This is a genomic window from Vibrio mexicanus (genome assembly GCF_001012815.1).
GTDB lineage: Bacteria > Pseudomonadota > Gammaproteobacteria > Enterobacterales > Vibrionaceae > Vibrio > Vibrio mexicanus.
The window spans coordinates 1-21,439 of the sequence record NZ_JYJP01000051.1; the positions used below are offsets into that span (position 1 = coordinate 1).

Genomic DNA, 21,439 nt, shown 5'->3' on the forward strand with positions numbered 1-21,439 from the left:
CATGGACTGTGCTGATAAAACTGAATCCAAAAAAATGGCATTCACTAAGTTGTGAAATGCCACTTAAGGTTGGGTTCTGTTCAGTTAAGGTTCCGTTTTACTGGTGGCTGGCAGATCATTTTGGTCTTCTTCAAAAGGGTGGTCGACCTTGTAGCGTAAACTCTCAAGTTGATGTTCCAACATATACACGGTGTCGTAGTCGCCCTCTGAACTTGCGATATAGATCTGTTGCTCTAGCGCCTCAATGCTATCTTTGATTGCCATATCCGCCTCCTTTAATTGATGTCACTTCATGCTTCTACGGGAAGCGACATCATTTGGTTCACCTATTCTCAAATCGATTATAGTCAAGTAAACCATATTCGATGGGATAATTTACTTGATACCAGTGGTGAATTTTGTCGCTAAATTCCCAGAATTTCGGAGAACTGCGACGGATAGCAAAGCGATCCAACAACTTAACGTAATCCTCTTCAGTTTCTATGCTTTCGAAAAGTCGCACGAAGTCTTCTATTTGCGACTCTTGCAAAGCGTAGAACGTGGCTGGGTAGCTACCGAGCGTTCCTTTCACTAGTGTTAACGTGTCGTTGGCGATATCTCGATTGCTTTCTTCGTCAAACAAGCTGGATATATTGGTGTGTGCATTGTTGCGCAATAGCGTAAACAGCTCTTGTTGGCCAGAATCCGCCTCAATCATAATCATCGAGATTTGTGGGAACGGTATGAGGGACTCACCACGAATCTGATTGATGCGTTTAAGCTTATTCTCGCTATCACGACTAAGATGAGTTTGCTCAATCTCGTAGCGTGACCCGAGCACAGGTGCTAATTGAGTTTTTAAAATGTCGAACAGTTCGGCTTTTGGGTCATCCGTTTGGTACGGCACCTTACTTGGCTGATCGAATGGCTCGATATTACGCTGCAAAAACTCGCTGAGTTGCGGGCTTTGGTCTTTGTACCAGCTAGCGTGCTCTTCGTGGCGCATGTCTTGGGGAAGTAACGAGATAAAGTTGGTTTCACCTTCAAGCCTTAAGAAGTCCATGAACATACGCGTCATCAATTGGTGGCCAAAGTTACCGTATACATCGAACCCGGCCACAAGTAGGTAATGGATACGCTCAAGTAGGGCGTAATCGATAATCCATGCCGTTTTCGGTTGTTGACCAACCAAACCTTGAACTACTGAAGCACTGTCGAAGTGTCTAAATACCGTTAGAGCAGCATTCGGGTTGGTGCCATCACCGGTCCATACGATATCAGTCGTGACATGTTCACCACTTTTGAACCACTCATTAGAGAACTCCGATTTTGCTTCTAGATAACGCGCTTGCTGGCGAGAAAAGCGAACCCAATTTGAAACAGGAAGTGTGTTACTTTCTAACTCGCCTGGAAGCCTTAAGTTGTCCGCTTGCGAGCGATAGAACTCATTAATTTCTGGCAAATCTGATTTTTCTGGGTCGACAAAGAACACCCAGAAATGGTCGTTAATGACATTCAAAGCCAATTGGCCGCGACAAACAGGCCCTTTGATAAAGGCGTTGATTGTGTTCTGTGCGTTACTAAGTAAGAAACGGAAGCGGGCTTTAACAGGCAAATCAATGAAGGCTGTCATAGGGTTTGCTGCGACTTCAACGTCGTAACTTGGTAGTTGACTTACGGTGTACTCTTTATCGATGAACCATGCTTGCCAATTAGCTAACACTTCTCCGTTAAGTGCGTACGGCATGTGCGTCTTATCCACCGTCACATTCTGGTTTGGGATAATACGGTAATAAACCCGTTCAACCATTGGATTGTCATAAGGCCTACGCGTAGTAATGCGTTCTACAGGCTCACCCGGCGGTGTTTTAGAGCGTACCATTTGGAAGAAGCGCGGGCGCTCTTCGCCTAAGTCAGAGAAATACAAGTTGAACAAGTACAGATGTTCATACAGGTAGCGAGCCGTGAGTTGGTGCTTTCGAGAAGCGCGGTTCAGCATCTTCTCAAATACTCCTACTTGGGACTGTTGGCCTTCGGTTAACGGCAGTGGGGCGTTCATCGCTGCGCCATCTTGCAGCCACTTCATTAAGGTCGTGTATTCTGCAGAGCTCAGGTTTGGCATACCGTAAGGCATTCCCCATGTTGGGTAATCTTGCTCGTAAGCGTCCAGTTCTTCTATGGTTGGACAAACTTGGGTTCTGTCTATGGAGAAATCGAACCCTTCTAGCTGATCTTGCTGTGGCAATGGGTGACGCTCTTTTTGGGTAATCATGCGCGCAATTAAACCAGCATCGACGTTACCAGAGAAAGTTTGATCCCGTTCATTAAGCACGGGGTGAAAGCCAAGATCACGCCATTCCTGTGTGGTTTGCGCATCTTCGAACAGTCGGGTAGGGGTCACAGCGGTTAAACGAGCACCTTGGTAGACGAGATCTTTACTTGCCCCTCGGTCGATACCTTCGACCGAACTCATTTTGAGCTGGCATGGCGCATCGTAACAAGCGTGGCAAACAACACAGCGATTATTGATGATAGGCTTAACTTGAGTAAGAAAGTACTCGGCTTCGTAACTGTCAATTGGGTTTGTGCGCTCCCGAACCTGTGCTTGCCCAAAGAGTTCATCGTAGTTCAAGCCCGCGTAGGTTGCACAACCGGCGAACACGGTGACCACTGCTAATACAAATATCCTGTGTAACTTCATTGCTGCCTTGGCTCTATTTCTTGTTTAGTGTTGATTGCAGCAGAAAGCGTCTGATTAAGCAAATGCAACTCGCCTTATTATTCAAATAATTTATAGGTTTATCAGCAGCGGGATTGTTCTTTGCGGCATGGTGTTGTGTGGCATGGTGTTCTGGTGAGAATAGCAAAAGTGAGAAAACTGATGTTCAAATAAGACTCTGCCGCAAAATCCTTTCTATTTCATTGACCTAACCTGAAAGGCTGTGAAAACTGGACTGGTTGTTGGTGTTCGAAGGTAATGAGTGGGTGCGAAGAGTGGCAAATCGGAAGTTCGCGATAGGGTTTACATTGATGTTAATTGTCACCATGGCGGGCGTAAAGTGGCATCAAAACGAGCAGCAGAATAGAATTGCTGAGCACGAAAGTGAGCAGAGCGTCTATGTTGAAGCGGCGATCGCGAATACCAATCAGGCGTTCGGACTGCCCATGAAGAAAGCAGGCTCAATTCAAGACTATGCAAAGTTTGGCAAAGTCGCCCGATTTGCCAACTTGTTTCATTCGGCGGTTGACTACTTCGCTAAGCCCGGGACAGAAGTGTTTGCAGTGGCTGATGGTGAAGTCTATTTTTCTGGCGCGGAAAGTGGGTACGGTGCGTTAGTTGTCATTACTCATGATCGTCCGGGTATTTACTCACTGTATGGGCATGTATCGGCAAAACGTTGGTTGGTTGCGAAAGGCGTACAGGTGAAAAAAGGCCAGCTGATAGGGTACATCGCCGATACTAATGAAGGCTACGGTATCGGCGCGGTTCCTCATCTTCACTTCTCGATTCGTTTAGGTAATCCAGAAGACTACCCTAACAGTGGACGAGACAACTGGATGACGGGATACACGCAAAAACATCCTACCTTTTACAACTTTGTTGATCCTGAACAATTTATCCAACAAACGAAAATGGCTAACCGAGAGTAATTGTTTTGGTTAGTCAGATAGCTTGCTAGTTAATGAGAGAACTGGGCCACGTAACACACCGAAAATGGCACATCGAGTTCGTTGAAACGTTTGATCCAACGCCATTGATTGTCCTGCAGTTTGTCGCCAGGGCCTTTCACCTCTATCCATCGATACTCGCCGTCTTTAAACGCAATTAAATCTGGCATGCCATTGCGATACAGCTTTAAATCGCGCAGTTGAACTTCAAAGAGTTCAATCAGCGTGTCTGGACTGACGTGTTTTAAAGCGAGTTTTATCAACTCTTCATTTAATCCACCCCAAAACACAAAAGGATTGTTGATCCCATTTTTTTGGTGGAGGCGATCAATGATGACATCGTGGCGCTGGCTACGAATGATCGAAAACCCCTCTTCTAGCAATACTGAACGTTTATCCTTGAAGTCATGGTGGTACAGGTCTAACGGCTTGTACTGGTATTGATTGATAAAAGCGCCTTCAATAGGTGCGAAGATCGCTTCCCAAAAAGTTAGCCCGAATAGGGCGTTCAGTAACACATTCTCGCTGTAATACACTTCCCAGCCTAAAGACTCGAAATAGTCCTTAGTAGCAAGCTCAACTCGCTGCTGCGATAGATCCAATTCGATATGGTATTCGTGACAACGAGGTTTGGCGGAACGTGGTACTTTTTGCCCCTGTTTTCGCCTTAAACGCTGCTCTAGCTTTACCGCGACTTCGTATTCTGACTCATCCAGCGGGTTCCCAAGCATTTCTGCAACCAGACGTTCAAAGTCTTCAATGCGATCGAGCTTGTCAAAGATGCGGGCTTGGCGCTCTCTTGATGGTGCAAGCGCAGACTGCTGGAACCATTTCAATGCCACATCAAATGCTGCAAGTCGTTCGAAATCACGAGCAAGATCGTTGATAAGGTGCTGTCGCCTTCGCTCAACATACGGATGACTAATAGGTGAGGGAAAGCTTTGAGCAACGGAGTCGAGGTGCTCAATACTCTTACGGTCACCCTGTTGATACGCTTTCGCTACCGCGCTTAAAGATAACAACGTATCGACTTGTTCACGTGAGTGAAAAAAACGACGCTCTTTGCTGAGCTGGTATTTCTCGTATTGATGGAGCCCCAGATCATCTAGCACGAACTGAGTTAAGTCTTGATGAGTGTTGGCAAAAAAGAGAGCGAGCAACAAATCAATCATTTCGCCTGCGTTGAGGTAGACGACATCAAAATTCAATGACGAGTATTTTTGAAATCCGTCATCGGATAGCGAAGCGATAAGCTCTAGCTTAGACAAGCGCTTATTCAGATCTGGGAATAGCGCTAGCGTTTCAGGCTTAGTCAGTAGGTTGTGCGCAAGGGATTGGTTAGATACCTCTGGGTTGATTGAGATAAAGCCCAGCTTGTCGAGTTCAAATAGTGTTGCAGGGATATCTTTGATCTCTTCATAGTCAAGCTTATCGCTGCGAAACCACAGACCTTTTCGGCTAAACAGCCTGACCAGTAAACACTGTTGCCCACGTGTCAGGTCGTTAAAGCGTGAAACCCATTCGCTTTCTTCTGCGTTGAGTAAATCTTGATACCATTTCAACGCATGGTTAATTAGTCGTTGAAAGTTGTCGAGATAGTAATCGGGTGCAAGTTCGGGCGTTGGTGTTGTCATTAATATTTACTGGATACAAAAAAGGCTTACCCCTTAGGGTAAGCCTTTCTCATAGGAATTTAAATCAAGGATTCAAATGATTAAGCGTGCTTAAGTTCTGCCACTTTTGCTTCTGTGATTGGTTTCGTCACGAATGCAAGAACCACACACACTGCCATCATTGCTGCTGAGATTGTGTAAGCAAGGCCGTAACCGCCGCCGTTACCCATAGAGTAACCAACAACCGCAACACCGATTGCACCGCCGATACCCCATGCTGTGTATAGAACGCCGTAGTTCGTACCGTAGTTCTTCAGTCCGTAGTATTCAGCTGTGATAGATGGGAATACTGCCAGAAGTGTACCGTAACCAACTGCCGCAACTGCTGTACCGATGATTAGAGTGAACTCAGATTGGAACGTTGCGAACAGAACCATGTTTACGCCTTGCAGAATGAACGCAAGAAGAAGAGTACGTACACAGCCAATCTTGTCAGATAGGATACCCGCTGCAATACGGCCGCCTGAGTTAAACACAGCAAGGATAGACGCTAGGTAAACTGCGTTTGGCAGGTTTGCTTGAACACTTGCGATGTTAGTGATGTTACCAATGATCATTAGGCCCACAGATGCAGCAAACGCGTACATTACCCAAAGAGAGTAGAACTGAGGCGTTTTTAGCATCGCTTTCCAGCTGATGTCATTCGCTTGTTTAACCGCTTTAGGTGCTTGACCTGCTTTTACTTTAGGCTCTGCAGGAACATAATCAGCCGGTGGGTTGTTGATTGTGCACGCAAGTGGAACTGCAATGATCATTACGCCAACACCAAGAATCATGAACGCAGTGTTGATGCCAAGTTGAGAGATCAGCATAGACGTTAATGGCGCTAGGTAGATTGCAGCCAAACCAAAGCCCGCAGCGATGAGGCCGTTAACCAGGCCTTTCTTGCTTGGGTGGAACCATTTCATCGCCGATGGAGAAAGACACGCGTAACCGAAACCGATACCTGCACCTGTAATTACGCCGAAAGTGATGTTCAGCATTAGTACAGAAGATGCGAAGCCAGATGCAATCATGCCTGCACCTGTTAGGAAAGTACCTAGGATAAGGATCTTACGTGGGCCCATGCGGTCTTGCAGGATACCTGCAACCAGTAGACACACAGAGAAAGTGATAGTAGCGATAGCGTAAGGTGATGAAGCGTCAGCTGCGCTCCAGCCAAAGTCAGTCACAAGTGCTTTGTTGAATACACTCCAGGCATACAGAATGCCCAGACACAGGTTGATACAAAATCCTGCTAAAAGAATGCGCATCGCTTTGTCTAACTTGCTCATTGTTGTTCTCGGTTTGGCTCTTTACCTAGGCAAAGAGGAGTGGATGAAAAGGGTTATCAAATTTTGTTTGCGTTTATCAAAATAAGCCGCAATGGGCGCGAATTATAAACAAAAGAACTGTGATTGGAATCTCTTTTTTGCTTTATTAGGAAATTAATTTTGCGTTGTTAAATAAATGTTTTTTTTAGCATATCTTGTGTGTCTAGTGGCATATTGTTCACCATATTGGGTGAGTCGACGATTATGTTTGAGCGGTAGTCTGATTTTGAGTTTTGCAGGATATTTTATGCTTAATTTCGATGTTTTGAGATTAAACACTGCACTCATCAGTAATAGTGAATTCGAAATTACCAATGGTGAGTTTTCGTGATATTCGAATGTGTTGGAATTTTGACACAGTCATTTTTGTGCAAATCAAAGCAAAAACATGTTTCAAAGTGTATTTTTGATCATTACAATCTCGCCGTTTTTTTAATAGCGGTGAAAATCATGAAACTTAAATCACTAAAAGTTGCTGTTGTAGTTGCTCTTGGTGCAAGTGCATTAACAGGTTGTATGGGGCAAATGGCAACGACAGGTATGGTAAGCAAGTTCAACTTAGAAGCAGTCGATAACCGAAATGCTCGTGCTGGACTGTTTATGCTTCTATCGCCTGTTTACGGTATTGCGGGTGCGGCAGACTTATTCATTGTGAATGCGATTGAATTCTGGACTGGTGAAAACCCAATCAGCAAAGGCCCTGCAGTGGTTGATACACCCACTAAGAACTACATCAAAGTGAATGACAGCTTAGATCCAGCTCTTAAAGATGTTCCTCTAAACCTTTCGAACAACTCAGACATTGAACAAGCGACAATGACTCAGCTAGACGAAAATACACTTCAGATGGAAATCTCATACATTGATGGAACAGAGCAGATCCTTCGCGGTGAGAAAGGTAAAGATAGCGTTGCATTTTACGTGGATGACCAGTTTGTCACATCGGTATCAAACGATGAGTTAAACGAGTATGTCGCCACGACTCATATCTAATTGGTATTGAGCTTGAAGCCTTCTCAAATGAGAAGGCTTTTTTGTGAATGTAATAATAATCCAAGTGCTTATCAAAAAGGGGTAAATAGATCGGATTGAGAGCCCTGTTTTTGCAATCTCCTAAATCTGGGCGACACTTCTAAAGTAGTACTAAAGTGTGATGCTGATTCAATTTCATTGAAATGGGGGAGTGAATGGCGTTAATGCGAAGGCTAGCCTATTAATCCTACCTTTGATTCCTCTCATGGCAGCACACGCCACGAATGACGATACCCTTTCGAACACCCGAATTTTGACTGTGACCAACTCTAAAGCATGGAAGCCATTCTCCTACATTTCTGAAACAGGCGAACCCAGTGGGATTTTGGTTGATTTCTGGAATGCTTACAGCCGAAATAACAACGTACAAATAGAGTTCTTGCTATTAGATTGGAATGAATCGATCAATGCAGTGAAAGATGGGCGGGCGGATGTCCATGGTGGTTTACTGTTTTCATCCCCTAGGGACGAGTTCTTAGATTTCGGTAATGACATCATAGTTATCGATACGCAGCTCTATATAAGCCAGCGCCTGATTGGTACCGATGTAAATTTCTTCTTAACCGGCGTGGGCAATCGTGGTGTTGGTGTCGTGACGGGGGGTATGAACAATATTTTGCACAAAACAATTTCCCCCAGTTGCCGCTGGTTGAGTTTAGTAATAACGAGGAACTTATGCAGGCGGCTGCACAAGAAACGATTGATGGTTTCATTTCAGATCTCCAAGTTGCAAACTTCTATATGTCAGTATTTGAAGCAAGCGCTGAGTATGTCCCAATACTTCACTTGTATTCAGGTGCATTAAAACCCGCTGTCAGTGAAAACAATGTCTCTTTACTGACGACCATTGATCAAGGCTTTAATCGAGTACCTCGAATAGAGAAAGAGCAGATTCTCAATCGGTGGTTTCACGTCGAAACTGTGTATCCCAAGCATTTCATCACAAGCGTTATCTTGATCGTTTTCCTAATGGCGTCTGGCTACATTTACATGTTGAAGCGAACCGTCAAAGAACGTACGAGAGAGCTTGAAGCGCTAAACGCTAAGTTGCTTGTGCAGTCTCAGGAAGATGCATTAACGGGGATTAGCAATCGCCGCCATTTCGTCGAACAGTGGAAAAATTTTGAATTAGGGACGCCTGACGTTGTGATAGTGCTTTTTGATATTGATGATTTCAAATCGATCAACGATACGTATGGCCATGGCGTGGGCGATGAAGTGATTCATAGTGTTGCGACTACGGTAAAACCTCTTATCCCAGCTAACGCTTTGTTTGCTCGGGTAGGGGGAGAAGAATTTTCAATTATTGCCAGTGACATGGAGTTGGACAACGCAGAGTTTCTAACCAGTAAAATCTGCCAATCTGTTGCTGAAATTACAATCGAATCTGCACCACGAGCCTCAGTCAGTGTGAGCGTTGGCGCTGTTCACTATAGCCAGTTGCTTAATCCAATTACTATGACCGAAGCAGATAAACTCATGTATAAAGCCAAATCAAAAGGTAAAAATCGCGTAGAGCTTGTTACCCATATACACAATTGACAGTATTGTCCTATGGATTATTGGATTACTTGTCCCTTCCTTATGTGTTTCCTTCGTGTCAAAAAGGTGGAAATTTTCCTTTTTGTTCGCCAAGTATATGGCAAGAACTAAAACAAACTCAGGCTGGCGTTGGCGGTGAAATCCAGTTAACCGATGCCATTGAAAGCTTGATGACAACCGAAGTGGTGAACGCGTTCCACATGGTTGGAGTCTCATACGACTGTGGAGACAAACTAGGATACATGAAAGCATGTGTTGAGTTTGGCCTAAGACATGCAGAGCTTAAAGCGGCGTTTAATGAGTATCTGGCACTAAGAACGCTGCAAGATACAAGCTCCATCGCGGCTTGATTGGTATGACGTTAACAACGCGAACTGAAAACTATTCGGACTAGTGTGTTTGCCCTTGCACCAATAAGTTCATCGAACGTATAAATACTAAAATGCCCGGTGGCTACTTGAGTTGAGATAAGTTAAGTAGTAACCGGGCATTAGTTAATAGCTAGATAAAAGCTTTGTTGTAAGAGAACTCTTTCACAAAGTTAAACCAAAACCTCAGGAGTAGTTCAGCAAGAACATTAAACGTTTATCTCTTGTACTTCGTGCTGCTCTGCGGCGTTAAGCATCATTTGAATCACTTTCGAGCAGACCAGAGCCACACCCACCATAACCACGGCGAGAATCGTAAGTAGCTGGAAGTAGTCCCCGTATACGTTTTGGACAATCTCTTGTGTGATAGCTTGGCCTTTCTCTAGTGCGATAGACGTAGAGAACACTGCTCCTATGATGCCCGACAATGCGAGTGCAACTGAAAACAGGCTAACAGAGAAGTTCTCGATATGCTTCGGTGCTACAGACAAGATAAATGCAACGACCATTGAGCCAACAATCACTTCTGCAATCGCTTGGAAGAAGTGGATTGCTAGGAAGATTTCAGGGCGAATTATCGCATCTTCACCAACAGTGGTAACTGCAAACGTCAAGATACCGAATGCAATTGCCGTTAGTACAAATGAGAAAGCAACTTTAGTCGCCGTTGAAAGAAAGATCTTTCTTTTCTCTAGCATGCTAAATGTTGCTGCGACGATTGGGCCACCCACCATACACCACAGAGGGTTCATCGCCATTGCCGCTTCTGGCTCAAGCGGAATAAAGCCAAACAAAGAACCTTTCAGCGTGTTCATCGCTACCATGTTCATCGATGTCATCATTTGGCCATAGTAAACAAAGAAGCAGGTGGTTAAGAAAGTAATGATTAGGATAGTACCCATTTTCAGCGCTTCGGGTTTGCTTACTTTGAACATAAGCGAAACGAAGTACAAAATCGCAGCTAGGCCGATGGCATAAACAATGTTTTGGCCAACATCCATGTTTGAGAACATGAAGAAAACAAGGCCAATCATCGCAGCAGAAAGCGTAAAGAATAGGATCCAGTTTTTAGTTGAAACAGATTGTTTGTCGATTTCAGCGGAAACACCCACAAGCCCCTTACGGAAAATTACCATCATGGTAAACGCAGCGGCTGCGAGTACAGCTGAGATAGTAAAGCCACCGTGGAAACCAATGATAAGAACTAACATTGGGAACAGGTATTGGCCCAAGAACGCACCAACGTTATTAACTGAGTAGTTAATTGGATAGCCCTTCTCAAAATCTTCTTGGGACGTGAACGTGCGCTTGTAAAGGCTTGGGTAAGAAGGGGACATTAAGCCGCGACCATAACTGGCCAAAGCAATACCAGACATAGATAGTGGTACGTTAGTCATAGAGGCGCCAATGACAAGCAAAACATAGCCAGAGGCGAAAGCAAAGAAACTGAAGGTCAGTGAGCGATAAGCGCCCAAGAATTTGTCGGCTATAAAGCCACCAGCAATAGCAAACAGCGGTCCAATCGCCGAGAATGCGCCGACGATCATCATGGTATCGGCTTCGTTGTAGTTGAGATCTTCTAAAAAGAAACGAGTAAGACTCACTAGAACGCCATAGAAAGATAAGCCAAACATCATTTGGCAGAACATCATGGACTTGTTCAGTCTATTCCACATTGTAATTACTCACTTAGTGATGAATCAGCAGCTAGGCCATGCTGGGCTTAGTCCGAAACACTTTGAAACATAGATTTAATCAGGGAGTAGAAGTTACACCAATACAAGGTTGGGATGGAAGTTGTTTGTGGTGTTATTGTCTTAAATCAAAGAGTAAATTGGCATAAGATTTTTTAAGCAAGCGATTGCGTGAAATATAGTGTCAATTAGGGGATCGTAAATGGCGTAGAAAAGTGGAGTAACTGACTAATTAATAGAGAGTTATAAGGGAAAGAGGGCGAAATTGGTTTTGATAATCATTTTTGTTAAATATTTGATCTGTTTATTTTTGAAATTCGTAAGCATTGTTGGAAGTATGGTAACCAGTATCGGTGATACAAAGCGTGGTATCTGTAGGGGCAGAGTTTGTAAGACTACCGGCGGGCTATTTCATACTAACTTTCACTGGACGAACCCGACTCTCTTATAGCGCGTTTATAAGTGCGGCCTCGTTTTGTCTGAAAAACAGGTAAGGAACAACGCAATGTTTAGTAAGAATATAATCCCTGCAACTCTCATCGCTGTCGCGCTTGTCGGTTGCAACAGTAGTGACGACAACGGAACCAGCTCATTACAAGCTGCGCACGCTTCGAAAGATGCTCCCTTAGCCAATGTTTGGTTAAATGGTAGCCCTCAATGGACGAATGTTGATTTCGGCGCGGCGTCAGGTTTTAGTAGCGTTACAGCGGGCAGCAACACCGTTCGTGTTGATGTTCAGCTTCCAGGCGGAGCTACGACAACAGTAATTTCCGACACTACCCTAAATTTAAGTGAACTCAACAAATACACAGTCGTGGTGGTGGGTGAAGCTGACGCAGCCAGCAGCAACGCCGTTGATGCTTTAGTACTTTCCCGTCCGGTAGCGGGTAACCAAAGTAGTACCACATTAGATGTCCAAGTGGCGCATGCTGCTGCTGGTGTGCCTGACGTTGATTTATACGTTACTGCTCCAGGTGCTGATTTGTCTACATCGACAGCACAAGCGACGCTCTCATACCAAAACGATACAGGTGTACTTAATATCCCTGGTGGTGACTATCAAATACGTTTAGCGCTTGCAGGCACACAAACTGTTGCTTTTGATTCGGGCACAGTGGCTTTAGCCAACAATACTGAGCTAACGATCGCTGCAGTTCCAAACCAAGATAGTGATGGATCATCGCCAGTTAAGCTTTTAGTGATGGATGGTTCCTCATCTTCAATTATTTACAATGCGACAGAAAGTGCAGAGATTCAAGTGGGTCACTTGGTCGATGATGCGCCAAGAGTGGATGTGTCACTGAACGGCACTGAAGCTGTGTCTGACCTAGACTTCGAACAGGTTCGCGACTACACCGCTGTAACAGCTGGCAGTTATGATATCGATGTTTATGTTGATGATACACCTGCAACCGTTGTTATTGATGTTAACGGTCAAACCCTTGATAAAGGTATGGATTATGGAATCTTCGCTGTCAACGAGCTGGCTTCGATAGAGGGTTTGATTGTTAAAACTGACCGCAGACCCGTGGCAACAAGTGCAAAATTAAACGTTATCCATGCAGCGCCCAGCGCATCAACCGTAGACGTTTATCTAACTGAAACAAGCGATATTACCTCTGCTAGCCCTGCAATTTCCGGCTTTGATTTTAAAGAAGATGAACAAGGTATTTATGTAGCAGCAGGGACGTACTTCGTAACTGTAACGCCTACGGGTACCAAAACAGCGGCGATAGGCCCAGCTTCAGTGACAGTCGAAAATGATAAGGTTTATCAAGCCATTGCAATCGATGATACGGCTACCTTTGACCTGATAGTGAGTGACATTACGGACTAAAGAAGTCATTGTAACTAACGCCCGAATATGGCTCACGGTCCATTTCATTTGAAGTAAGGGCGATAACTCTTATGTCGAAAGACAATCGGAAACCTGTTATTGGTTTCCGATTTTTTATGTTTTTTAAAACTACTTTGCCGAATTCTTGAGAATAGTCTTCGAGGTAGACCAACTCTCCCTTTTCTTAGTGCATACCTCGTGATGAGTGAAGCGACAATACTTTATGATCAAACCATTATCTGTTGAGGTCGCGTGAAGATGTATATATAAATGGCTAAAGCCCAAACACTGATCTGATCAGGGCAGCAAAGGTACCAAACGTCACACATCCTATTAACTGCAAAGTAGCTTTGGATTAGTAGCCATGTTTCTAAGTAATGGATGTGTGTTTATAGAAACAAAATGAAACAAACACTTTGCATCTCTTTACATACTTACTTTGAATGCAATGGGGCGTTAACTGACTGTTTTAATTGATTAATAACCACTATTTAAGTCGGACATTCCACATTGGGCATTTAGTTACTAATGGGTGCTCTTTATATTTTTCGTGTCAGATGGATTTTTGACTAATTAATTGCCTAAAAGGATTTCCTAAATTTCATTTGCTTGGGAAATTTCCATGAAAAAAACAATTTTATCGGCTTCATTAGTAGCTGCATTTCCTCTTGTTGCTTCAGCACATCAAAACATCTATGTTGAGCATAACTTCGACTCTCACATTTCAGAAGTCGGCGGTACTTTTTCAGTTAATGAAAAAGGAACATCTGTCTATCTTGGTGGTGATGATGCAGGCTGGTACGCTGCAGGCGTGTGCCAAACACTGGACCTGACTGATAAGTTTTCACTAACAGGTTACTATGAATATGGCCGTTGGTCTGACCGTAACCACCATCACTTTGCTGATTACGACCGCAAGCTAGGTTTACCATTTAATCGTATAAGTGATGAATTAACGCATGATAGCGTTGCAGGATATGAGAACCTCTTTGAAATAACGTTAGCATATAGCGCAGATTGGTATGGTGTGTTTACTGGTATTGGATACATTGATGGGTCTCAAAAGAGCGCAACTAGTGCAATCCGTTATGGGCATATGGCACCGAGCTCAGATACATCATTTAATTCTCAAAGTGATTTAGACTTTACGGCGAACAAGTTTTTTCTTGGTGGTCATGTCGAATATTCTGGTTTTAACTTTGCCTACACTTGGACACATGAAAACTATGATTTTGATGGGAACTATATTGAAGTAATGAACACCGGATCGGGTTCAAGTTACGCCATATTCCATATTGACGACGATTTTCGAACGAACGAGCATGAGTTCATTGTGTCTTACGCGATAGATGACTTCACCCCGTATGTGAAGTACACGCACTTTGTTGTGGATCGAGATTTAACTACTGATGAAATCACTATAGGCATGTCGTACAGCTTCTAAGATAAATCTCGAAGTGTTTTCATACCGCTGTGAACGGTAGTTTTAATCACTAAGCGAATGGTGTTGAATTACTCCCTAAATAACTCCGATCATCGACGTCGTGACCGGAGTTAATGAGGGTAAGCTTGCGAAGCTTCACAGCCAAATCCACTATTTACTTACTGGTACGAAACTCGGCAACAGCAGCGTCCATTTGTTTTGCTTGTGAAGAAACCATATCGACTTCTGATAAACATTGTTGAGCAGATTGCATGTTGTTATCTGAGATTGAGTTAAGCTCGGTGATGGATTCACTGACTTGATTCATCACGATGCCTTGTTCTTCAATGGCAGATGCAATGCGTTCTGAGTTGGCCTGAATCGTATCCATATCCGTAATGATTTGGCTTAGGCTTGCATCCAATGTTTGAGAGGCACCAAGTGTTTCTTGGCCTTGTTCGTTACATTGATCAATGTTTGAAACAACCGTAGACATTTGACTTTGAATCGCAGAAACCACTTTGGTGATCTCTTCTGTTGATTGATGAGTGCGACTCGCCAAAGCACGAACTTCGTCTGCAACCACGGCAAAGCCACGGCCTTGTTCACCAGCACGAGCAGCTCGATGGCGGCATTGAGTGCAAGCAGGTTAGTCTGTTCTGCAATACCTTGGATGATGGTTACTGCGCCACCAATTTGATCGACATGCTCGTTTAACGATGAAATCGATTGTTGACTGTCATGCAGGGTAGAGGAGAGCTGGCTAATGTTACTCACCGTAGACTCAACCACTTTACGTCCATCTTGAGCATTGTTTGCCGCTTGTTGAACACCTTCAACTGCAACCGCCGTGCTTTCTGAAATCTCGTTGATGGTCGCAACCATTTCTTGAACCGACGTTGCCATAGTAGTGGTGTGATCAGCCTGAACATGGAATTGCTCAATAACATCTTGTAGCGCATTGTGCATGTTGCCTGTACTTGCCGCTAAGCTTGAGGATTTTGCTTGCGACCCAGAAATAAGAGCTTCCAATTTGTCTAGAAGACGGTTGAAGTATTCGCCTATGGAAACCAGTTCATTCTTACCTTTCAGCTCAGAGCGACGACCCACATCATTCGTTTCAGAAATCTCTTGGATGACCTTCAATAGCTGAGCAACTTGAAGATTGATTGAGCGAGAAATTTGATAAACCAAAGCAATGATGACAATGATGATGAGCAGAGTCACCAGCTGTTTTATCAAGTCTAAACGTTCTTCAGAGGAAAGCAGCTCTTCGTCTAAGGCTGCTGAGAAGCTTTTGAATTGCTCTTCAACGGTATGTGATAAGCCACGAGTATTACCCAATAGCCCTTCATTGTATTTAAGACCAATCACGACCTTCTGCTCTACCAATGCTTTAGCTGCTGTGACCAAATCATTGGAGAAGTTCGAGCCTAAACTCGCATCAAGTTCGCCTTCCATAACTTTTGAATTAAAGGAATAGAGCTTGATAAGTTTCTCACTAGAGGAATTTGTTTGTGTCTCCTTCATCTTTGAGTAATACGAACCGAGCAGACCCACCTCTTTGTTCAGGCCGTGCGTTTCGAAAGCCCGTACAAGTTGTGTAAATCCATCTTTGTAATGATTGATATCGGTTCTCAGTTGAGCACTAGACGGGAGGTTGTTGTCGGCAAGTATTGTGGACAGTTGGGATTCATAAGATAAGAACGTTTCCATGTTTTTGTTAAATTTATCTAAGTACTTCATGTCCTTACGAAGTAAAAAGTCTTTTTCGTTTCTCCTTAGGTTAAGGAGTCTGATTTCTAGTTGGGCGACAAGATAGCTTGCTTTGTTTAACTCTTCCGTAGTGTTGGCGAATTTCGTAGAGGTAGCTAAAAGGGTCACAACGCCAAGAATGGCAATAAAGCCCAATGAATACAGTTTCTGCTTGATATTCATGAGATTACCTAATTAATAGTTGAATCAATTGTACTTGTTATTTTTAAAGAGTAGTTATAACTATGTATGATATCAATAGTAGATAGCGAAACATTTGGCAGGGATAAACAATAGACCTTTAGGTTGAGATGTGGGTCGAATGCTTAGGGCAAAACTCACAATAAGAACCCCGTTGCGTATCTTATGTCTCGAACATACTTCTTTCTTCGCATTGAAAATCAAATATTCACCTGAATATGACAGTTTTGTTACGGGATATAAAATCCTAACTCTCTGAATGATAGTCGGTTATTAGATTGGGTTAAGAGTGAATAGTTTTAGCGGTCGATTTATGATAAAAGGAACCAAAAGAGGTTTATCTGATCTTGCCTCTTAATGACTTGGTTTGACTTTTACGCTTTTTGGCATCGACTCGTCTAACTTGAGAAGCTTTGGTGGGTTTTGTGGGCCTGCGTATCTTTTGGATAACAATGGCGGCAAGAATGATTTCTTTAAGCTTAGTAGGGCATCTTCACGATTTTGTTCTTGAGTTCGATATTGCTGGGCCTTAATAATGATGACACCGTCTTTCGTAATACGGGAGTCGGTAACCGCTAAAAGCCTCTCTTTGTAGAATTGGGGAAGCGTAGAACGTTTGATATCGAAGCGTAAATGTATGGCGCTACTGGTTTTGTTAACTTTCTGGCCACCAGATCCCATTGCTCTAATCGCCGTCAGCTCAATTTCCCATTCAGCCAACTCAACCGTGTTAGAAATCTTCAACATTAAACGTTTTCCTTTGTTTCTAAAGTGGCCGATGAATTGTCGCTTGTAGTCAAGCGATAAGCCCCCTATGGTACTAAAAATGCCGGGTGAATATAAACAAAAGCCCCAAACCATCCGGCATGGGGCATTATACTCACAACGTTTTCTTGTTAGTCTTGAATTTCAAGCAGTTCAACATCGAAAATTAGCACTGAACCTGCTGGAATAGAGCCAACTCCACGGTTACCGTAAGCTAAATCACTTGGTATAAACAGACGAACTTTTTGCCCAACAACCATGGTTTGTAGGCCTTCGGTCCAACCTTTAATCACTTGATTTAGGCCGAATACGATTGGCTCACCACGGTCAACAGAGCTGTCGAATACCGTGCCATCCGTCAAAGTGCCATGATAATGTACTTTCACTTTGCTTTTCGCTGTTGGATTTACTGTACCTGTGCCTTCCTGAAGTGAAAGAATTTGCAGGCCAGACGGGCGTGTTACGATGCCTTCTGTTTTCGCATTTTCTGCTAAAAATGCTTGACCCAACTCGGCGTTCGCATCTGCGGCTTTGTTATTGCTCCAACTGCGGTACATCAGGAAAAGTGAGACCGCAAGGATGATAATAGCGATGGTCATTTTACTCATTGCAATGTTCCTGTCTTAAATGTTTTTAATTAGGTAGTTAATGGTGCGGGCGATGTCTTCAACGCTTTCATGAGCCGAAGTATTGATTAAGTATCTGCCGTCAATGATGAAACTAGGGACAGCGTTGATGCGGCCATCGACAGAAACGCCTTCTGCAACAACCATATGTTCGAATAGCGTTGATTGGTGAGATTCATTCAGCTCGTACGGTGTGTAGAGGTCACGTGAAATGAAAGCCTGTTCAATGGCTTTTTGTCTGTCTTGAAGGCTAGCACCGTCACCAAGCTGAACTGCCGCGAAAAGCTCATCCATCATCTCACCGTCTGGCACACCATCAAGCTGCATTACCGCTGTGTAGTAAATCATCGCACCAATCTTAGCGCCTTCATTGAAAGTCACATGAACCTTACCAAAGCTTTGACCTGTCTGCTTTTCTAGTTCAGGAATTACATGCTCCATTTGGCGACAGTGGCCACATTGAAGTGAGAAGACCTCAGTCACAGGATCTAATTTGTACTTGGACAAATCAGAGGGAAGAACAGAAAAATGCTTGCCTTCTTGCGGTAGAAGGTTTTCCCCACATCCCACGAGTAGAAACACACTGGCCACAAGTGCAAACAGTGTAGAAGTGAACTTTTTCATAAAATAATCACATAATTAAGTATTAAGGTTCAATTTTAGCGGGAAGTACGGACTAGGAAAACATAAATAGCGCTAATTGAACAAATCTTTACGATTTGTTTGAGGTCGCGGAATTGTACTTCTAACTTTGGTCACATTTTCATTGTTGGGATGAATTTATGTTGATTTTCACTTAAAGATTTTTACGCGGCGCCGATATAGAGTTTGTCATTAGGAAATATCAGCGGTGTTTACATGAAGTACATACTTTTAGCGTTAGCCTCTCTACTCGTTGGCTGTGGCACATTGCCACCAGATAGCATGCTTCTCGGTGGAGACATGTTAGATACGGCACCAAAAAGTAGCCAAGAACTGCGTCACCCTGAGTGGGGCAATGCGACCACGCCTGCCAGAGCAAGTGTGAAAGGTTCGATGGGCCAAAGTCGTACCAATAGTTACCATTCATTACAGAGTTTTTTGGTTAAAAATGGTGTGGACTATGAGGTACTGCCAGGTAATCATGTGATGGTGAAACTGAAAGACACGATTAAGTTCAATACTGGCTCGGCAAATGTCGCTCCTGAATCGAGCTACTGGTTAGATATGATGGGTCGCTACCTTGCTAGCGAACCGGGAATCGACATCGTTATTGATGGGCATACCGATAACACGGGCGGCCAAAAACTGAATGACAATTTATCAATCAAACGAGCGCAGGCCGTAAAACAAACGCTCGTAAGTAACAACGTCTCAATGAATGCCATTTTTACCAGAGGATATGGCGAGTATGTCCCTGCATGTACCAATAAAACGACAGCGGGTAAGGCATGCAATCGCAGAGTCGAAGTGCTATTTATTGTATCGAACAACTAATAGTTATCGCTGCACAACTGATACATTCCTAGATCTATGATCCAAGAGGCGCAACCAGCGCCTCTTTTTGTTTCTGGCTGAAACACAAAGAAGCACAATATTGACAAACTTAGCATTGCACCTTTTAAAACTTTTTTCCTATACTTATCCAAGTGTCTGAATTATTAATATTTATTATTTGTTATTTATCTAACTAAAATCAGAATAAGAACGGCATGGACGTTGATTCCGAACGTTTCTAAAGGGAGATCATAAATGAGGAAGATTCGCTGGGCAGCCTTAGGTGCTAGCCTATGTATGCTAGGCTCCGCTGCATCCTACGCGGCTGTTATAGAGACTCAATCACTGGTGGGGTTCGGAACTGCGAAATACCCTGAAAATTTTACTCATTTTGATTATGTAAACCCAGACGCACCAAAGTACGGCAAAGTCACTTATGGCCAGATGGGTACCTTTGATAACTTTAACCGCTATGCATCTCGTGGTGTGGCCGCTGCAGCTACTGGGCAGCTTTACGATACTTTGATGTACTCACCAAGCGATGAAATCGACAGTTACTATCCACTTATTGCAAGTAACGTTCGCTACTCAGATGACTACATGTGGTTAGAGTTAGATATTAACCCCAATGCCCGTTTCCATGATGGCAAGCCGATTACCGCCCATGACGTTGAGTTTACGTTCGATAAGTTTATGACAGAGGGTGTACCTCAATACCGTTCTTACTACAAATCCATTAAGTCTGTGAAAGCCAAGTCAGATTTGGTTGTACGCATTGAAATGGCAGAGCCGGATCGCGAGAAACTGTTTAGCTTTGCTCAATCTACACGCGTACTGCCTAAACACTTTTGGAAGGATCGCGTATTCAGTGAGCCACTCAATGAGCCACCAGTAGGCAGCAGCGCCTACAAAATTGTCGATTATAAGGCGGGCCAAAGCGTTACTTACGGCTTAGTCAAAGATTATTGGGCAAAAGATCTCCCTGTTAATATTGGTAGGAACAACTTTACGACGGTTCAGTATGACTATTATCGCGATGACACAGTCATGTTAGAAGCCTTCAAAGCGGGGGAGTTTGATATTCGTATCGAGAGTGAGCCGAAGTTTTGGGAAAACTCTTACACGGGTACTAACTTTGATAAGGGATTTATTAAAAAAGAAGAAATCCCGCATCAGCAGCCACAAGCTGCTAATGGATTTGTGTTCAATATCCAACGCCCTGTATTTAACGATCCTAAGGTGCGTGAGGCAATCGCCTATGCGATGGATTTTGAATGGATGAATGCTAACCTTTTCTACAATCAAAATGCTCGAACTCGAAGCTACTTCCAAAATACCGAATATGCAGCTTTCGGGTTACCCTCGGATGCAGAAAAGGCAGTATTAGAACCGATAAAAGACAAAATTCCACCGCGCGTATTCACAGAAGAGTATCAACCGCCTAAAACGGATGGTTCAGGCCGTATTCGTAGCCAGATGCGCACTGCTTTCCAGTTATTTAAAGAAGCGGGTTGGGAGCTTAAAAATAAAGCGATGACCAATGTGGAAACAGGCGAAGTGATGAGCTTTGAACTGTTGATTTACAATCCAAACGTTGAGACGTATGCGATCCCATTCCAACGAAACCTAAAGCGTATGGGGATTGATATGAAGCTTCGTTCAGTTGACCGAACTCAATATATCAAACGGTTGAGAGATCGCGATTTTGATATGGTTTCGTCTCGCTATTTTGCAAACTCATACCCTAACTCAAGTTTGATGATTGTTTGGAATTCTAACTTCATCGATTCAACCTACAATACCGCCGGTGTTATGGACCCTGCCGTTGATTACCTGACTCAAGCGATTGCCGATAACCAAGAGAATCCTGAGCAATTGCTTGCGCTAGGTCGCGCACTTGACCGCGTATTGCAGTGGAACTTCTATATGGTTCCGCAATGGCATTACAGTAAATATCGAGTGGCGACTTGGGACAAGTTTGAGCGACCAGAGATTCGCCCTGATTACGATCTCGGTGTCGATACTTGGTGGGTTTCTAAAGAGAAAGCTGCCAAGTTACCAGAGAAAAGACGCTAGTAGGGGAGTC

The 21,439-nt window shown here is 43.7% G+C and carries 16 protein-coding genes and 2 pseudogenes; 9 read left to right on the forward strand and 9 right to left on the reverse strand.

The window, feature by feature from the left end; genetic code table 11:
- Positions 1-84 precede the first annotated feature (84 nt).
- A complete protein-coding gene (locus UA76_RS07370) occupies positions 85-264 on the reverse strand; it encodes a hypothetical protein (protein WP_047044479.1) in 180 nt (59 codons plus the stop codon).
- Positions 265-322: 58 nt separating this feature from the next.
- Positions 323-2,680, reverse strand: coding sequence for a fatty acid cis/trans isomerase (locus UA76_RS07375; protein WP_047044481.1), 2,358 nt, complete (start codon positions 2,678-2,680; stop codon positions 323-325).
- A 293-nt stretch (positions 2,681-2,973) separates the two neighbouring features.
- Here UA76_RS07375 and UA76_RS07380 point away from each other — a divergent pair, with 293 nt between their 5' ends.
- Entirely contained in the window at positions 2,974-3,630 is a 657-nt protein-coding gene (locus UA76_RS07380; RefSeq protein ID WP_238322211.1) for a M23 family metallopeptidase, read from the forward strand.
- A gap of 29 nt (positions 3,631-3,659) precedes the next feature.
- Here the strand turns inward: UA76_RS07380 and UA76_RS07385 are convergent, their stop codons facing one another.
- Entirely contained in the window at positions 3,660-5,282 is a 1,623-nt protein-coding gene (locus UA76_RS07385; RefSeq protein WP_047044487.1) for a VRR-NUC domain-containing protein, read from the reverse strand.
- A gap of 80 nt (positions 5,283-5,362) precedes the next feature.
- Positions 5,363-6,595, reverse strand: coding sequence for an L-lactate MFS transporter (locus tag UA76_RS07390; RefSeq protein ID WP_047044489.1), 1,233 nt, complete (start codon positions 6,593-6,595; stop codon positions 5,363-5,365).
- A gap of 489 nt (positions 6,596-7,084) precedes the next feature.
- On the opposite strand from UA76_RS07390, the gene UA76_RS07395 reads away from it, so the two are divergent.
- From UA76_RS07395 to UA76_RS07405, 4 genes are all read left to right on the forward strand, one after another.
- Complete coding sequence (locus UA76_RS07395) at positions 7,085-7,627, forward strand: DUF3332 domain-containing protein (protein WP_047044492.1); 543 nt, start codon at positions 7,085-7,087, stop codon at positions 7,625-7,627.
- A 190-nt stretch (positions 7,628-7,817) separates the two neighbouring features.
- Positions 7,818-8,471: a transporter substrate-binding domain-containing protein gene (locus UA76_RS24515; RefSeq protein ID WP_157617596.1), complete on the forward strand. Its 654-nt coding sequence runs from the start codon at positions 7,818-7,820 to the stop codon at positions 8,469-8,471.
- A gap of 185 nt (positions 8,472-8,656) precedes the next feature.
- Positions 8,657-9,208 (forward strand): GGDEF domain-containing protein, encoded by a 552-nt coding sequence (locus UA76_RS24520; RefSeq protein WP_238322216.1) that lies wholly within the window; start codon positions 8,657-8,659, stop codon positions 9,206-9,208.
- 5 nt (positions 9,209-9,213) lie between these two features.
- Positions 9,214-9,558, forward strand: a complete 345-nt coding sequence (locus tag UA76_RS07405; protein WP_162198943.1) for a hypothetical protein — start codon at positions 9,214-9,216, stop codon at positions 9,556-9,558.
- A 227-nt stretch (positions 9,559-9,785) separates the two neighbouring features.
- Here the strand turns inward: UA76_RS07405 and UA76_RS07410 are convergent, their stop codons facing one another.
- On the reverse strand, positions 9,786-11,252 hold the full coding sequence (locus UA76_RS07410) for a peptide MFS transporter (RefSeq protein WP_047044497.1): 1,467 nt from the start codon (positions 11,250-11,252) through the stop codon (positions 9,786-9,788).
- A 523-nt stretch (positions 11,253-11,775) separates the two neighbouring features.
- Between UA76_RS07410 and UA76_RS07415 the strand changes: the two genes are divergently transcribed.
- Both UA76_RS07415 and UA76_RS07420 read left to right on the forward strand, forming a co-directional pair.
- A complete protein-coding gene (locus UA76_RS07415; protein WP_047044500.1) occupies positions 11,776-13,107 on the forward strand; it encodes a DUF4397 domain-containing protein in 1,332 nt (443 codons plus the stop codon).
- Positions 13,108-13,729: 622 nt separating this feature from the next.
- On the forward strand, positions 13,730-14,551 hold the full coding sequence (locus tag UA76_RS07420; RefSeq protein ID WP_047044503.1) for a hypothetical protein: 822 nt from the start codon (positions 13,730-13,732) through the stop codon (positions 14,549-14,551).
- A 154-nt stretch (positions 14,552-14,705) separates the two neighbouring features.
- Here UA76_RS07420 and UA76_RS07425 read toward each other — a convergent pair.
- The 4 genes and pseudogenes from UA76_RS07425 to UA76_RS07440 form a co-directional block, all read right to left on the reverse strand.
- Positions 14,706-16,468, reverse strand: a pseudogene (locus UA76_RS07425) (methyl-accepting chemotaxis protein).
- Positions 16,469-16,823: 355 nt separating this feature from the next.
- Positions 16,824-17,233 (reverse strand): annotated as a pseudogene (gene arfB / locus UA76_RS07430) (alternative ribosome rescue aminoacyl-tRNA hydrolase ArfB).
- A 149-nt stretch (positions 17,234-17,382) separates the two neighbouring features.
- Positions 17,383-17,859, reverse strand: coding sequence for a BamJ family beta-barrel-assembly machinery protein (locus tag UA76_RS07435; protein WP_047044506.1), 477 nt, complete (start codon positions 17,857-17,859; stop codon positions 17,383-17,385).
- Positions 17,860-17,874: 15 nt separating this feature from the next.
- Complete coding sequence (locus UA76_RS07440) at positions 17,875-18,501, reverse strand: thioredoxin domain-containing protein (RefSeq protein ID WP_047044509.1); 627 nt, start codon at positions 18,499-18,501, stop codon at positions 17,875-17,877.
- A gap of 234 nt (positions 18,502-18,735) precedes the next feature.
- Between UA76_RS07440 and UA76_RS07445 the strand changes: the two genes are divergently transcribed.
- Both UA76_RS07445 and UA76_RS07450 read left to right on the forward strand, forming a co-directional pair.
- Positions 18,736-19,353 (forward strand): OmpA family protein, encoded by a 618-nt coding sequence (locus UA76_RS07445; RefSeq protein ID WP_047044512.1) that lies wholly within the window; start codon positions 18,736-18,738, stop codon positions 19,351-19,353.
- A 255-nt stretch (positions 19,354-19,608) separates the two neighbouring features.
- Positions 19,609-21,429 carry an extracellular solute-binding protein gene (locus UA76_RS07450; RefSeq protein ID WP_047044514.1) on the forward strand — a complete coding sequence of 607 codons (1,821 nt, stop codon included), beginning with the start codon at positions 19,609-19,611 and terminating at the stop codon, positions 21,427-21,429.
- The last annotated feature ends 10 nt before the right edge of the window (positions 21,430-21,439 follow it).

What these genes read in the sequence shown, in the direction of transcription:
- UA76_RS07370 (WP_047044479.1), bottom strand. Translation starts at nt 264, where the DNA reads ATGGCAATCAAAGATAGCATTGAGGCGCTAGAGCAACAGATCTATATC.
- UA76_RS07375 (WP_047044481.1), bottom strand. Translation starts at nt 2,680, where the DNA reads ATGAAGTTACACAGGATATTTGTATTAGCAGTGGTCACCGTGTTCGCC.
- UA76_RS07385 (WP_047044487.1), bottom strand. Translation starts at nt 5,282, where the DNA reads ATGACAACACCAACGCCCGAACTTGCACCCGATTACTATCTCGACAAC.
- UA76_RS07390 (WP_047044489.1), bottom strand. Translation starts at nt 6,595, where the DNA reads ATGAGCAAGTTAGACAAAGCGATGCGCATTCTTTTAGCAGGATTTTGT.
- UA76_RS07395 (WP_047044492.1), top strand. Translation starts at nt 7,085, where the DNA reads ATGAAACTTAAATCACTAAAAGTTGCTGTTGTAGTTGCTCTTGGTGCA.
- UA76_RS24520 (WP_238322216.1), top strand. Translation starts at nt 8,657, where the DNA reads ATGTTGAAGCGAACCGTCAAAGAACGTACGAGAGAGCTTGAAGCGCTA.
- UA76_RS07410 (WP_047044497.1), bottom strand. Translation starts at nt 11,252, where the DNA reads ATGTGGAATAGACTGAACAAGTCCATGATGTTCTGCCAAATGATGTTT.
- UA76_RS07415 (WP_047044500.1), top strand. Translation starts at nt 11,776, where the DNA reads ATGTTTAGTAAGAATATAATCCCTGCAACTCTCATCGCTGTCGCGCTT.
- UA76_RS07420 (WP_047044503.1), top strand. Translation starts at nt 13,730, where the DNA reads ATGAAAAAAACAATTTTATCGGCTTCATTAGTAGCTGCATTTCCTCTT.
- UA76_RS07435 (WP_047044506.1), bottom strand. Translation starts at nt 17,859, where the DNA reads ATGAGTAAAATGACCATCGCTATTATCATCCTTGCGGTCTCACTTTTC.
- UA76_RS07440 (WP_047044509.1), bottom strand. Translation starts at nt 18,501, where the DNA reads ATGAAAAAGTTCACTTCTACACTGTTTGCACTTGTGGCCAGTGTGTTT.
- UA76_RS07445 (WP_047044512.1), top strand. Translation starts at nt 18,736, where the DNA reads ATGAAGTACATACTTTTAGCGTTAGCCTCTCTACTCGTTGGCTGTGGC.
- UA76_RS07450 (WP_047044514.1), top strand. Translation starts at nt 19,609, where the DNA reads ATGAGGAAGATTCGCTGGGCAGCCTTAGGTGCTAGCCTATGTATGCTA.